The organism is Bradyrhizobium genosp. P (assembly GCF_049949265.1).
Lineage (GTDB): Bacteria > Pseudomonadota > Alphaproteobacteria > Rhizobiales > Xanthobacteraceae > Bradyrhizobium.
The window spans coordinates 7,941,283-7,954,173 of record NZ_CP188195.1 but is presented as its reverse complement, the minus strand read 5'-3'; the positions used below and the strand labels follow the sequence as shown (position 1 = coordinate 7,954,173).

The following is a 12,891-nucleotide window of genomic DNA, read 5'->3' as shown; positions in this document are numbered from 1 at the left end:
TGCTGATCGCGCGATGCCGAACCGGCCTCCGGGCCGCTCAACCTCAGGTATAAAAGTACGATGAATAACCGCACTATGAGCTGCTTCACAGCAGCAGGCCATCGACCGTGCGTCATTTGCACGCAGGTCCGCGCGAGGCGAAGCTCTCACCTCATCATTTCAGTTTGCCGCGCGATGGATTGATTCTGCCTTCGCCAAGGAGCCAGCAGACAAAAAGGCTGCGGCGGACAAAGTCCGCTCCGCGCCAGCGTGACCCTGTCAACCCGCCTTCGGCCGGTACGCCGCGAAGAAGACGCGCACGGCGCTGTCGACCACGCTGGCGATCTGCTCGGGCGAGGGCGACGGCTTGGCCTGGAAGATGAACGGCTGGAACAGCGTCGCCTGGCACATCTGCATGAACTGGTGGGCCGCGAGTTGGTAATCGTCGATCACGAGTTCGCCGAGTGCTGCGCGCGCTTCCAGATAGGCGGCGAAGCGATCGATGGTACGGGCGATCACGTGGGTATAGAACCGGCTGCCGAGCTCGGGCATCCGCTCGGCGATCGCCATCACGGTGCGGAGCGCCGAGCCGCCGCCGGCCCGGCACAGCACCCCGACATAGGCGCGGCCGAACTCGGGAAGGGTGATGTCAACATCGCGTTCGGGATCGAAATTGAACTCGGTGTTGCCCTGCTCGAGCTTCTCCTCCTCGACGATCGCGGCGAACAGCCCGGCCTTGTCGGGAAAGTAGACATACAGCGTGCCCTTGGAGACGGCTGCGGCACGTGCGATCTCGCCCATGCTGGCGCCGTCAAAACCAAGGTCCATGAAGACCTTGCGGGCGCCGTCCAGGATCTGGCGGCGCTTCGAGGAGTCCTCCTCGCCGACGAGGCGGAGCGGGTTTTGGGGCGATGCAACCATTGGTTCAGCTTCTTAGGAAAGAATTCAACCCAAAATACGCAGGGTAAGAATCGACGCAGTATAGTGCGTAAGACGGGAATATAGTTTGACCGAACCGTTCGGTCAATGCTACTTATCGATGACGATGACCGCGAAGCCGGAGTTGCGGCCGTGCGCGCATCGGGATTTTTTTTTGTGGGGAAGCCAATTATGGCCGCAGCGAGAGACCAGGCCGCCCGCATCGTCCGTTCCGGGCCTGAGGCTGACGAGCCGCTGCGCGACGCCACCGCCCATCCTGGCGAGCAGGCCAAGGTTCAAGCCGCGGCGCAACTCCCAACTCAAGCTAACGAAGAAGCCAGACGCCGTCCCGCGGAGACGCCGGCCGCGCCTGCGCCCGAGGACAAACCGGCGGCTGCTCCGCCCGCGGCAACTGCGGCGCCGAAATCCAGCCGGCGGAAATTCGTCATGATCGGTCTGGTGGGCCTGCTGGCGCTCGCCGCCGCAAGCTATGGCACCTACTATCTGATGGTCGGGCGCTTCTACGTCGCGACCGACGACGCCTATGTCCGTGCCAACAACACCACGCTGGGCGCGCGTGTTTCGGGTCACATCGCTGCGATCCTGCCGGGCGACAACACGCTGGTGCACGCCGGTGACGTGATCTTCCGCATCGACGATGGCGACTATCGCATCGCGGTCGATGCTGCACGCACCAGGATCGCGACCCAGCAGGCGACGATTGATCGCATCGGCCGCCAGGTCATCGCGCAGCAGAGTGCGGTCGAGCAGGCCCAGGCGCAGTTCGTCTCCGCGGCGGCCGGCCAGAAGCGCGCCGACCTCGATTTCGATCGTCAGCAGGCACTGAGCAACAAGGGCTTTGCCTCGCGGGCGACCTTCGAAGTCTCCGAAGCCGGCCGCGACCAGGGCGCTGCCGCGGTGCGATCGGCGCAGGCGGCCTACGACGCCGCGAAAGACAATGTCGAGGTGACGAAGGCGCAGCAGGTCGAGGCCCGCGCCACGCTCGCGGAGTTACAGACCCAGCTCGCCAAGGCCGAGCGCGATTTCGACTTCGCAACGGTGCGCGCGCCGGTCGACGGCTCGTTCTCCAACCGCCTGGTCAATGTCGGCGATTTCATCACGATGGGCCAGCGGCTCGGCAATGTGGTGCCGCTCGATGACGTGTTCATCGATGCCAACTACAAGGAAACCCAGCTCAAGCGCATCCGTCCGGGCCAGAAGGTGACGATCAAGGTCGATGCCTACGGCTTCCGCAAGTTCGAAGGTATCGTCGACAGCATCGCACCGGCGGCGGGCTCGGTGTTCACCCTGCTGCCGCCCGACAACGCGACCGGCAATTTCACCAAGATCGTGCAGCGCCTGCCGGTCCGCATTCGCGTGCCCGCGAGCGTTGCCAAGCAGGGCATGTTGCGCGCCGGCATGTCGGTCTACACCATCGTCGATACGACCGAGGGTGCGACGGATGCCGACAGCAACAGCGATCTCGACTCGCCGATGATGATTCATCCGCAGTGAAGTCTTACTGCACGGGCTTGAGCACGATGAATTCGGATCAAGTAGCCACCGCATCGATAGTCCACCTCTCCCCCTGTGGGAGAGGTCGGATCGCATCGTCAGATGCGATCCGGGTGAGGGGTTACGCTCTCTCGTGGAATCTGAAGGCCCTCACCCGGCGCTGCGCGCCGACCTCTCCCCGACGGGGAGAGGTGTTCAGAAGCACCGGGCCTTAGCCCATGGCCAACGCGACCACTGCCTCCCCATCGATGATGAGCGCCGCGCCGGCGGCGTCGGAACGTATCCAGCCGAAGCGGCTGTTTGCGTTCATCATCATGGTGTTCGGGATGTTCATGTCGATCCTGGACATCCAGATCGTCTCGGCTTCGCTGACCGACATCCAGGCCGGCCTGTCGGCGAGCTCGACCGAAGTGTCGTGGGTGCAGACCGCCTATCTGATCGCCGAGGTGATCGCGATACCGTTGTCCGGCTTCCTGTCGCGCGCGCTCGGGACGCGGATCCTGTTTGCGATCTCGGCGTTCGGCTTCACCGCTTCGAGCCTGTTGTGCGGCTTCGCCTCTTCGATCGAGCAGATGATCCTGTGGCGCGCGCTGCAGGGCTTCCTCGGCGCCGGCATGATTCCGACGGTGTTCGCGTCGGCCTACCTGATCTTCCCGCGCAACAAGTTCCACATCGTGGCTCCGATCATCGGCCTCGTCGCGACGCTGGCGCCGACGATTGGACCGACGGTCGGCGGCTACATCACCGACCTGATGTCGTGGCACTGGTTGTTCTTCATCAATGTCGTGCCCGGCATCGGCATCACCATCGGCGCGCTGATGCTGATCGATTTCGACCGGCCGAATCTTGCGCTGCTCGACCACTTCGACTGGTGGGGACTGATCTTCATGGGTGGCTTCCTCGGCTCGCTCGAATACGTGCTTGAGGAGGGTCCGCAATATGAATGGCTGCAGGATACGTCTGTAGCGATCTGCGCCGCGATCTGCTTCGTGTCGGCGATCGCCTTCTTCTGGCGCGTGCTGATGGCAAGGGAGCCGATCGTCGATCTCTACGCCTTCACCAACCGCAACTTCGCGGTCGGCAGCGTGCTGCAATTCTGCATTGGCATCGGCCTTTACGGGCTGACCTACATCTATCCGCGCTATCTTGCGGAGATTCGCGGTTACAGTGCGCTGATGATCGGCGAGACCATGTTCGTGTCCGGCGTGGCGATGTTCCTGATGGCGCCGGTGGTCGGACGGCTGATGCTGAAGGTCGATCTGCGCTACATCATCGCCTTCGGCCTCGTCACCTTCGCGCTCGGCTCCTGGCAGATGACCTGGATCACGCGCGATTTCGATTTCTATGAGCTGCTGCTGCCGCAGATCCTGCGCGGCATCGGCATGATGTGCGCGATGGTGCCGACCAACAACATCGCGCTCGCCACCCTGCCGCCGGACCGGGTCAAGAACGCTTCCGGCCTTTACAATCTGATGCGCAACCTCGGTGGCGCGGTCGGGCTTGCGGTCATCAACCAGGTGCTGAACGACCGTACCGACCTGCACATCTCGCGGCTCCATGACCGCATGACCTGGGGTAATGCGACCGCGGTCGAGACGCTCAACATGTTCACCCAGCGCATGCAGGGCCTCGGCGATTCCGCCATGATGGCGATGAAACAGCTCTCGCAGATCGTGCACCGCCAGGCCTCGGTGATGGGCTATGGCGATGCCTTCTTCATGCTGGCGCTGTTCTATCTCGGCCTCAGCCTGCTGATCCTGTTGGTGAACAAGCCGACTGCCTTGGGGCAGAGCGGCGGCGGCGACGCGCATTGAGTCATAACGGTCACAGTTACGCAGTTTGGATCGCAGCGCGTTCACTCACGCCGATGTCATCTTGCAAATCGCGCGTGACGCATTTATAAGCAACGCATTGTCACTCGAACCGGGGAGATGTGCATGATTTCGTCGTTTACACAGATCGCGCGCCCGCGTTCGATGTTCTTGCTGGACGCCGCCGCGTATTGAGCACCAGCTCTGATCGGGCCTGATCCCCGATCATCCAGACTTCCCAACGCCTTATCGATTGTTCTCGACGACGCTTGCGGCCGGATTCCGCCCGCGCGTCGCCTCAGATGGAGCCGGCCGGCGCTGACAATGCGTGGCCGGAATGTGCCATGACCGTTCAAACCACCAAGCGACCCGCCGCGATCCGGATCGTGCTTCCGTTCGTGTTCCGCCATTGGCTGAAGCAGCCGCTTCGTGGCTCCGCCATGATCGCGGGATTCCTCGGCGCGACCGTCGCCGACCTGCTGATGCCGGTCTATTCCGGCCATCTGGTCGATGCGCTGACGTCAGGCGCCTCGGACCCCGCCGCGCGCCACGCCGCGATGATCGCGTTCGGCGCGATCGTAGCACTTGGCCTGGTGTCGGTGATCCTGCGCATGTGCGGGCTGCAGGCGATCGTGCCGTTCACCCTGAAGACGATGGCTCATGTGGCGCAGCAGGCCTTCATGCGCGTGCAGCGCTTCTCGACCGACTGGCACGCCAATTCGTTCGCCGGCTCCACCGTGCGCAAGGTCACGCGCGGCATGTGGGCGCTCGACCTGTTGAACGACACGATCCTGATGGCGCTGCTGCCCTCGATGGTGGTGTTGCTCGGCTCGATGATCCTGCTCGGCCTGCACTGGCCGCAGCTAGGGGCGGTAATCGCGATCGGCTCGGTGATCTATGTCACGATGACCGTGACGCTCTCGATCGGCTACGTCGCGCCGGCTGCCCGCGTGTCCAACGCGTGGGACACCAAGGTCGGCGGCACGCTGGCGGATGCGTTGACCTGCAACGCCGTCGTGAAGTCGTTCGGTGCGGAGGCGCGCGAGGATACGCGGCTCGCCGGCGTAATCGAGCGCTGGCGCAGGCGGGTGCGGCGGACCTGGTTCCACTACAACTACACCGCAGCGGCGCAATTGACAGTGCTGCTGTGCTTCCGTGCCTCGGTGATCGGCGGCGCGATCCTGCTGTGGGCGGCGGGCCGCGCCACGCCGGGCGACGTCACCTATGTCTTGACCAGCTACTACATTATCCACGCTTACTTGCGTGACGTCGGCATGCACATCAATAATTTGCAGCGTTCGGTGAACGACATGGAGGAGTTGGTGGCGATCCACGGCGAGCCGCTCGGCATCGTCGACGCGGATGATGCCAAGGCGATCGACATCCAGGGCGGCCGCGTCGTGTTCGACGACGTGACGTTCCACTATGGCGGCCATCGCCTGCCGCTCTATGACGGCTTGTCGGCGGACATCCGTGCCGGCGAACGCGTCGGGCTGGTCGGGCGCTCCGGCTCCGGCAAGACGACCTTCGTCAAGCTGATGCAGCGGCTCTACGACGTCTCCGGCGGCAAGATTCTGATCGACGGTCAGGATATCGCCAAGGCAACGCAGCAATCGCTGCGCAGCCAGATCGCGATCGTGCAGCAGGAACCGATCCTGTTTCATCGTTCGCTGGCGGAGAACATCGCCTATGGCCGGCCGGGCGCCGGCGCCGAGGCGATCGAGCAGGCGGCGCGGCTTGCCAATGCGCACGACTTCATCATGCGGCTGCCGAAGGGTTACGGCACGCTGGTGGGCGAGCGCGGCGTCAAGCTGTCGGGCGGCGAGCGGCAGCGCGTGGCGCTGGCGCGGGCCTTCCTGGCCGATGCGCCGGTGCTGATCCTGGACGAGGCGACCTCGAGCCTCGATTCGGAATCGGAAGCGCTGATCCAGCAGGCGATGGAGCGGCTGATGAAGGGCCGGACCTCGATCGTGATCGCGCACCGCCTGTCGACGGTGCGCAGCATGGATCGGATCCTGGTGTTCGATCGTGGTGCGATCGTCGAGCAGGGGACGCACACGGCGCTCGCGGCGCGGCCGGGCGGCATCTATCGCGGCCTGTTCGAGCGGCAGGTGATGGAGTTCGGCCGGATCGACGCAGCGGAGTGAATGGCGGCGCGTGGCTGCAAAAGCCACGCGCCACAAATCGATTTTGAGATTGGATTGGCAATGAAAGACCTGACGCACGGCTCCATCGTGAGCCACATCCTGGCCATGGCGCCGCCGATCGTGCTGGGCATGATCACGATCATGGTCTGCCAGCTGGTCGACCTTTATTTCGTCGCCAGCCTTGGTGACGCCGCCGTCGCCGGCGTGGCCGCGGCCGGCAATGCCGGCTTTCTGATCAACGGGCTGATGCAAGTGCTCGGTGTGGGCACGGTCGCGCTGATCTCGCAGGCGGTCGGACGCAAGGACCGAAGCGACGCCAATTCGGTGTTCAACCAGGGAATCGTCCTGTCGGTGCTGTTCGGGTTGGTGACGCTGGTCGCAGGCGCCCTGCTGTCGCGCCCTTACATGCGGGCAGTTGCCGCTGATACCGCTACCGTCGAGGCAGGCACGGTCTATCTGTTGTGGTTCATGCCGGCGCTGGCGCTGCAATTCATCACGCAAGTGATGGGGGCGGCGCTGCGCGCCAGCGGCATCGTGCGGCCGACCATGCTGGTGCAGGTGGTCGCCGTGCTCATCAACATTGCGCTGGCACCGGTCCTGATCGCGGGCTGGGGCACCGGTCAGCCGCTCGGCGTGGCCGGCGCCGGCTTCGCAAGCTCGATCGCCGTGTTGATCGCCGTGCTGATGCTGTTTGGGTATTTTCGCAGGCTCGAGCGCTATGTCGGCTTCGAGCCCGCGCAATGGCGTCCGCAGCTATACCAGTGGAAGCGCATCCTCAATGTCGGCCTGCCGGCCGGCGGCGAATTCGCGATCATCTTCGCCTGGATGGGCGTGATCTATTATGTGTTGCGCGATTTCGGCCCGGCGGCGCAAGCGGGATTCGGCATCGGCACGCGCGTGCTCGGCCTGATCCAGATGCCGGCGCTGGCGGTTGCGCTCGCCGCCGGTCCAATCGCCGGCCAGAACTTCGGCGCCGGCAACCTCGCGCGGGTGCGGGAGACCTTCGTCAAGGCGGCCGTGATCGGCACGCTCGTGATGATCGCCTTCACGATCCTGGCGCAATGGAAGCCGGGATTGTTGCTCGACGGCTTCTCGAACGACCGGGAGACCATGGCGGTCGCCGCGCGGTTCCTGCAACTCGTCTCGCTGAATCTCGTGGCGCAGGGCGTGGTCTTCACCTGCAACTGCATGTTCCAGGGGCTCGGCAACACCAGGCCGGTGCTGGTGAGCTCGGCGACGCGCCTGGTCACCTATGCGGTGCCTGCAGTCTGGCTCTCGAGCCGGCCCGGCTTTGCGATCGAACACGTCTGGTATCTGTCGATCGCGACCACGACGTTGCAAGCGACATTGAGCCTGTGGCTGCTGCGCCGCGAGTTCGGCAAACGCCTGGTGCCGCCGGCGCGCGCGGTCACTCCGGAACCAGCTGAGCCGGAGGCGGCGCGGTCTGCCCCCGCGTCCGTGTAGAGATCGCCACCGTCGCCACCACGGCGGTGGCGAACAGCACAATCTGCCAGGTGATGGTCTCGCCGTTGAACAGGGCGGCAAGCGCGAAGGTGACAAAAGGCTGCAGCAACTGCACCTGCGACACCCGCGCGATGCCGCCCATCGCCATGCCGGCGTTCCAGGCGAAGAACCCGATCCATTGCGAGAACAGCGCGACATAGAGCAGGCCGAGCAGCGGCTTGAGCGGAAGCTGCAGGAGATCGGCCGGCATGGTCAGTAGCGCCGCCGGTACCGAGAAGGGCAGCGCGATCACCAGCACCCAGCTGATCACCTCCCAGCCCGGCATCGAGGCGGTGAGCTTGCCGGAGAAGGCGTAGCCGACCGCTGCGACCGCAACGGCTGCGAACAGGAAGAGGTCGCCGACCGACAGCGTGCCGCCGCCTTGCCGCAGCGCAAAGGCAACGACCAGCGCGGCGCCCACCAGAGAAGCGATCCAGAACAGCGGTCGCGGACGTTCATGGGTAACCGCGACGGCGACCAGCGCCGTTCCGATCGGCATGCCGCCGAACACCACGCCGCCATGCGAGGCGTCGACGCGCTGCATGCCCATCGCCATCAGCAGTGGAAACAGCACGACGACGCAGACCATCGTCAGCAGCAGTTGCGGCCACAGCGCGCGGGGCGGCAGCGGACGTCGCAACGCCACGAGCACCGCCAGCGAACAGACGCCGGCGATCGCGGCCCGCATTGCGGTCAGTGCACTCGGATCAATCGCCGAGACCGCAAGGCGCGTCCCCGGCAGCGTGCCGCCAAAGATCGCCATGCCGACAAAGCCGAGCAGCAGGCCAAGACGTTCGTGCGAGGATGATGTGGACATGATGGCTGTGATTAGCTGCTTTGCGGCGCCGTCGACAAGCAACGCGCTCGGTGCACATGGCGGCTATGCGTGCGCTATCTCGGAGCAATTCCGCTCCACACCAATCCGACGCCCGACAAAAACAGCAACACCAGCACGACGTCGGAGAAATTCCGGTCGCTCAGCGCGTGATAGACCCGCGCGCCGAGCCAGGCGCCAAGCAGCGTGCCCGGAAATGCGCAGATGACGAGCCAGACGATCTCGGGCTTCACCAGCCCGCTGCCGATCTGGACGCAGAGCGCGACCGCCAGGATCGTGAAATTGAAGGTCTGGAACACGCCGCGGCGCTGCTCCTTGCCCCAGCCGCGTACGCTCGCCCACAGGATCGGGAGCGGGCCGGAGAGTCCGGCGAGGCCGCCGAGGATGCCGCCGGCAAATCCGATGGCGCCGTCGGCCCATTTGCCGCCAAAAGCGATCGACATCGGCTTGCGTTGCAAAAACAGTGCAACGGGAAACACCAGCAGGAAGATGCCGATGGTCAGCTTGAAGACGGTCGGATCGGCGCGGGCGATCAGGAAAATGCCGATCGGAACCCCGGCAAGGCCGCAGAGGATGAAGGGCCAGACCAGGCGGAAATCGATGGTCTTCCAGATCGACGGCAGCGTCGAAATCTGCGCGATGACAGAGCAGACCAGCACCAGCGGCACCGCAAGCGTCGGGGGCAGCACGTAAAGCCAGATACCGAGTGCCATCAGCGCAGTGCCGAAGCCGGCGAGGCCGGAGACGAAGCCACCGGCAAACGCGCCGAAGAACAGAAGCGCGTAGCTTGTCGGATTCAATCCGCTTCTCCTTCGTCATTCCGGGGCGCGCAGCGAACCCGGAATCTCGAGATTCCCCAATGCGCCACCGCGCATCTGAGGTCTGGTCCTGCGGACCATCCCCGAATGACTGCTGTGATTGGGAGCGACGTTTACACGACGTCGGCAGCAGGTACTATTCGAAATCGCAAGCCTTCAACGACAATCGAAATGGAAGCGTCCCAATGACTCCAAGTTCGTCCAAAACCTTTCTGGTCTGTCACGGCGCCTGGTCCGCGGGATGGGCGTGGAAGAAGATGCACCCCTTGATGCAGGCCGCCGGACACCGGCTGATCACTCCGAGCTACACCGGGCTCGGCGAGCGGGCGCATCTGGCCACCCAGTCGCTCGATCTCGAGGCCCACATCCAGGATGTGCTCAACGTCATCAAGTATGAGGACCTGCGCGACATCGTGCTGCTCGGCCATTCCTATGGCGGCATGGTCGCAACCGGCGTCGCCGACCGTGCGCGTGACCGCGTCGCGCAGTTGATCTATGTCGACGCCTTCGTGCCGCGCGACGGGCAATCGCTGTTCGATCTCAACGCGCCGGCGATCGAGGCGATGCGGGAGGGCGCGCGGAACGCCGACGGCTGGCGTATCCCGCCGATCGGGATCCCGCCCGACACCTCGGCGGCTGACATCGAATGGGTGACCCCGCGCCGCGTCAACATGCCGATCAAATGCTTCGAGCAGAAGCTCAAGTTGCAGCACGGCGAGACGACCCTGCCGCGCAGCTACATCTACGCCACCCGTATCACGCCGGCAGACACGTTTGGCCAGTTTGCAAAGCGCACCAGGAGCGAGGCCGGCTGGCACTCTTTCGACATCGACGCCAGCCACTCGCCGAACGTGACGGCGCCGGAGGCGCTGATGGCGCTGCTGCAGCAGATCATGGATCACTGAGTCCATCCCCGTCATTGCGAGCGAAGCGAAGCAATCCATACATCTGCGCACGCGGAACGATGGATTGCTTCGCTGGCGCTCGCAATGACGGGGAAAAAATGGCGAAGGGCCCGGCGCAGTACGCCGAGCCCTTCATGGTAGAAGCATCAGCCGGCCTGTAAGCCGGGTTCTGTAGGGCACCATTCCTGCGAATGGTACGTGACGGCCATTCCTCTGGGGCAAGGTTTGCACCTTGCCTCGAGCAACCTACCCGGACGGCGAGCCTGACATCGCCCTGCGGTGTTATCGCGCGTTTGCGCGAACTGACCGCGTTGCCGTCCCTATTCGGTTTTGCTCCCGGTGTGGTTTGCCATGCCGTCTCCGTCGCCGGAAACGCGGTGCGCTCTTACCGCACCTTTTCACCCTTACTTCCCTCCCTTTAATCCCCCGCAAGCGGGGGAGGTAGGTGGAGGAAGCGGTTCGTTCTCTGTGGCACTTTCCCTGGGGTCGCCCCCGCCGGATGTTATCCGGCACCGCATGTCGATGGAGCCCGGACTTTCCTCCCCCGCGGCCTTTCGACACTTGCGGGAGCGGCCGTCCGGCCGACTGACGGCGTAGGCATGGGGGTTTCGGCCGGTCCCGTCAAGCGGATAACGGCCGCGAAGGCGGTCAAAAAATAAACTATCCTGACGGTGTCGTCCTGTGCGCCGCCCGTTCGACTGGGTGTCGGCGATCCAGCCGATCACAAGGAGATACGAGATGAATTACCTGTTGCTGATCTACCAGAACGAATCGGTGTTGGCCGGTATGAACGCGGAAAGCCGCAAGGGCGTGTCCGCGGACTACGGGGCATACACCCAGTCCATCATCCAGAGCGGCCATTTCAAGGCCGGCGACGGGCTCCAGCCCACGACAACCGCAACCACCGTTCGCGTCCGTGACGGCAAGATGCTGGCGACCGACGGCCCATTCGCCGAGACCCGCGAGCAGCTCGCCGGCTACTATCTGGTCGACGCCAAGGATCTCGACACCGCGCTCAGCCTCGCTGCACGGATTCCCGGCGCCAAGTCTGGCTCGGTCGAGGTCAGGCCAGTGATGGTTTACGACAACTGACGGCCCGGCTGTCATTCCGGGGCGTGTCGAAGACACAAGCTACGGCGCGCGGTTGCGCGCCGGAGAATCTCGAGGTTCCGGGTTCGATGCTCTCGCATCGCCCCGGAAAGACTGTTTGGAACCGGCGCTTCATGACCCCAGGCGATATCGACAAAATCTTCCGCGACGAGGCGGGGCGGGCGCTGGCCACGCTGATCCGCCTCGTCGGCGATTTCGATCTCGCCGAGGAGTCCCTGCAGGATGCCTTCGCGGTGGCGCTGGAGCGCTGGCCGACCGGTGAACTGCCATCCAATCCACGCGCCTGGCTGGTCAATGTCGGCCGCAACAAGGCGATCGACCGCGTGCGGCGTGCGACCACGTTTCGCGGCAAGGAACAGGCGCTGACCCATCAGCTGCTGCTCGATGCGGCGCCGCCGGCCGAGCCGTCCGATGCCACGCTCGACGACGACATGCTCAGGCTGATCTTCACCTGCTGCCATCCGTCGTTTGCCGCGGAGGTCCAGGTCGCACTGACCTTGCGCACGGTTTGCGGCCTCACGACGGCGCAGGTCGCGCGCGCCTTCCTTGCGAGCGAAGACGCGATGGCGCAGCGGCTGTTGCGCGCCAAGCAGAAGATCAAACTCGCCGGCATTCCCTATGAGGTCCCGGAGCGCGAGGCGCTGCAGCCGCGTCTCACCGGCGTGCTCGTGGTGATCTATCTCGTCTTCACCGAAGGCTATGCCGCGACCTCGGGCGAGGATCTGATGCGGCCGGATCTCGCGCGCGAGGCGATCCGGCTGGCGCGGTTGCTCGATGCGCTGATGCCGGCGCGCGGCGAGATCAAAGGCTTGCTGGCGTTGATGCTGCTGCACGATTCGCGTCGCGCCGGCCGGCAGACTGCCAGCGGCGATATCGTGCTGCTCGAAGAGCAGGACCGCACGCAGTGGGATTTCAACCAGATTGCTGAAGGTCTCGAGCTGGTCGAGGGAGCGCTGCGGATGCCGGGCCGGCCGCAATCCTACGCGGTGCAGGCGGCGATCGCCGCGCTGCATGCGCGGGCGCCCAATTATGAGGACACCGACTGGCCGCAGATCGCCGGCCTGTACGAGGTGCTGCTGCGGATCAGTCCGTCGCCGGTGATCGAACTCAACCACGCCGCCGCGGTGTCGATGGTCGACGGACCGGCGCGTGCCCTCGATCTGATCGATGCGCTGGAGGCGCGCGGCGGATTGAAGGGATACGACCAGTTGCCCGCGGTGCGCGCCGATCTCCTGCGCCGGCTCGGCCGCAAGCAGGAGGCACGGGAGGCGTATCACGCGGCGAGCGCCGCGACGCAATTGGAGCCGCTGCGCCGGCTCTATGCGCGAAGGATCGCTGAGATGGGGTGAG

At 64.7% G+C, this 12,891-nt stretch carries 10 protein-coding genes and 1 other RNA gene; 7 read left to right on the top strand and 4 right to left on the bottom strand.

All coding sequences use genetic code 11. The features are described 5' to 3' along the window. Positions 1-258: 258 nt before the first annotated feature. The gene (locus ACP2YO_RS38205) at positions 259-900 is read right to left on the bottom strand and encodes a TetR/AcrR family transcriptional regulator (protein WP_426436218.1); all 642 of its coding nucleotides are present in this window, start codon (positions 898-900) and stop codon (positions 259-261) included. Between the two features lie 189 nt (positions 901-1,089). Between ACP2YO_RS38205 and ACP2YO_RS38200 the strand changes: the two genes are divergently transcribed. The 4 genes from ACP2YO_RS38200 (at position 1,090) to ACP2YO_RS38185 (ending at position 7,834) form a co-directional block, all read left to right on the top strand. Continuing rightward, complete coding sequence (locus ACP2YO_RS38200) at positions 1,090-2,412, top strand: HlyD family secretion protein (protein WP_426436217.1); 1,323 nt, start codon at positions 1,090-1,092, stop codon at positions 2,410-2,412. Positions 2,413-2,630: 218 nt separating this feature from the next. After that, complete coding sequence (locus tag ACP2YO_RS38195) at positions 2,631-4,226, top strand: DHA2 family efflux MFS transporter permease subunit (RefSeq protein ID WP_426436216.1); 1,596 nt, start codon at positions 2,631-2,633, stop codon at positions 4,224-4,226. Between the two features lie 341 nt (positions 4,227-4,567). After that, entirely contained in the window at positions 4,568-6,370 is a 1,803-nt protein-coding gene (locus ACP2YO_RS38190) for an ABC transporter ATP-binding protein (RefSeq protein ID WP_426436215.1), read from the top strand. 60 nt (positions 6,371-6,430) lie between these two features. Beyond that, on the top strand, positions 6,431-7,834 hold the full coding sequence (locus ACP2YO_RS38185; RefSeq protein ID WP_426436214.1) for an MATE family efflux transporter: 1,404 nt from the start codon (positions 6,431-6,433) through the stop codon (positions 7,832-7,834). Here the strand turns inward: ACP2YO_RS38185 and ACP2YO_RS38180 are convergent. Next, complete coding sequence (locus ACP2YO_RS38180; RefSeq protein WP_426436213.1) at positions 7,779-8,690, bottom strand: DMT family transporter; 912 nt, start codon at positions 8,688-8,690, stop codon at positions 7,779-7,781. The two genes, ACP2YO_RS38185 and ACP2YO_RS38180, sit on opposite strands and share 56 nt — an antisense overlap. A 74-nt stretch (positions 8,691-8,764) precedes the next feature. Continuing rightward, positions 8,765-9,508: a sulfite exporter TauE/SafE family protein gene (locus ACP2YO_RS38175; protein ID WP_426436212.1), complete on the bottom strand. Its 744-nt coding sequence runs from the start codon at positions 9,506-9,508 to the stop codon at positions 8,765-8,767. A 203-nt stretch (positions 9,509-9,711) separates the two neighbouring features. On the opposite strand from ACP2YO_RS38175, the gene ACP2YO_RS38170 reads away from it, so the two are divergent. After that, positions 9,712-10,431, top strand: a complete 720-nt coding sequence (locus ACP2YO_RS38170; protein WP_426436211.1) for an alpha/beta fold hydrolase — start codon at positions 9,712-9,714, stop codon at positions 10,429-10,431. Positions 10,432-10,573: 142 nt separating this feature from the next. Here ACP2YO_RS38170 and rnpB read toward each other — a convergent pair. Continuing rightward, positions 10,574-11,020: RNase P RNA component class A (rnpB, locus tag ACP2YO_RS38165), an RNA gene on the bottom strand. 149 nt (positions 11,021-11,169) lie between these two features. Here rnpB and ACP2YO_RS38160 point away from each other — a divergent pair. Continuing rightward, a complete protein-coding gene (locus ACP2YO_RS38160; protein ID WP_426436210.1) occupies positions 11,170-11,523 on the top strand; it encodes a YciI family protein in 354 nt (117 codons plus the stop codon). Between the two features lie 131 nt (positions 11,524-11,654). After that, the gene (locus ACP2YO_RS38155; RefSeq protein ID WP_426436209.1) at positions 11,655-12,890 is read left to right on the top strand and encodes an RNA polymerase sigma factor; all 1,236 of its coding nucleotides are present in this window, start codon (positions 11,655-11,657) and stop codon (positions 12,888-12,890) included. The last annotated feature ends 1 nt before the right edge of the window (position 12,891 follow it).

Bases quoted from the DNA above. Each gene is read 5' to 3' on its own strand.
- ACP2YO_RS38200 (WP_426436217.1), top strand. From the start codon at position 1,090: ATGGCCGCAGCGAGAGACCAGGCCGCCCGCATCGTCCGTTCCGGGCCT.
- ACP2YO_RS38205 (WP_426436218.1), bottom strand. From the start codon at position 900: ATGGTTGCATCGCCCCAAAACCCGCTCCGCCTCGTCGGCGAGGAGGAC.
- ACP2YO_RS38190 (WP_426436215.1), top strand. From the start codon at position 4,568: ATGACCGTTCAAACCACCAAGCGACCCGCCGCGATCCGGATCGTGCTT.
- ACP2YO_RS38185 (WP_426436214.1), top strand. From the start codon at position 6,431: ATGAAAGACCTGACGCACGGCTCCATCGTGAGCCACATCCTGGCCATG.
- ACP2YO_RS38180 (WP_426436213.1), bottom strand. From the start codon at position 8,690: ATGTCCACATCATCCTCGCACGAACGTCTTGGCCTGCTGCTCGGCTTT.
- ACP2YO_RS38160 (WP_426436210.1), top strand. From the start codon at position 11,170: ATGAATTACCTGTTGCTGATCTACCAGAACGAATCGGTGTTGGCCGGT.
- ACP2YO_RS38170 (WP_426436211.1), top strand. From the start codon at position 9,712: ATGACTCCAAGTTCGTCCAAAACCTTTCTGGTCTGTCACGGCGCCTGG.
- ACP2YO_RS38195 (WP_426436216.1), top strand. From the start codon at position 2,631: ATGGCCAACGCGACCACTGCCTCCCCATCGATGATGAGCGCCGCGCCG.
- ACP2YO_RS38155 (WP_426436209.1), top strand. From the start codon at position 11,655: ATGACCCCAGGCGATATCGACAAAATCTTCCGCGACGAGGCGGGGCGG.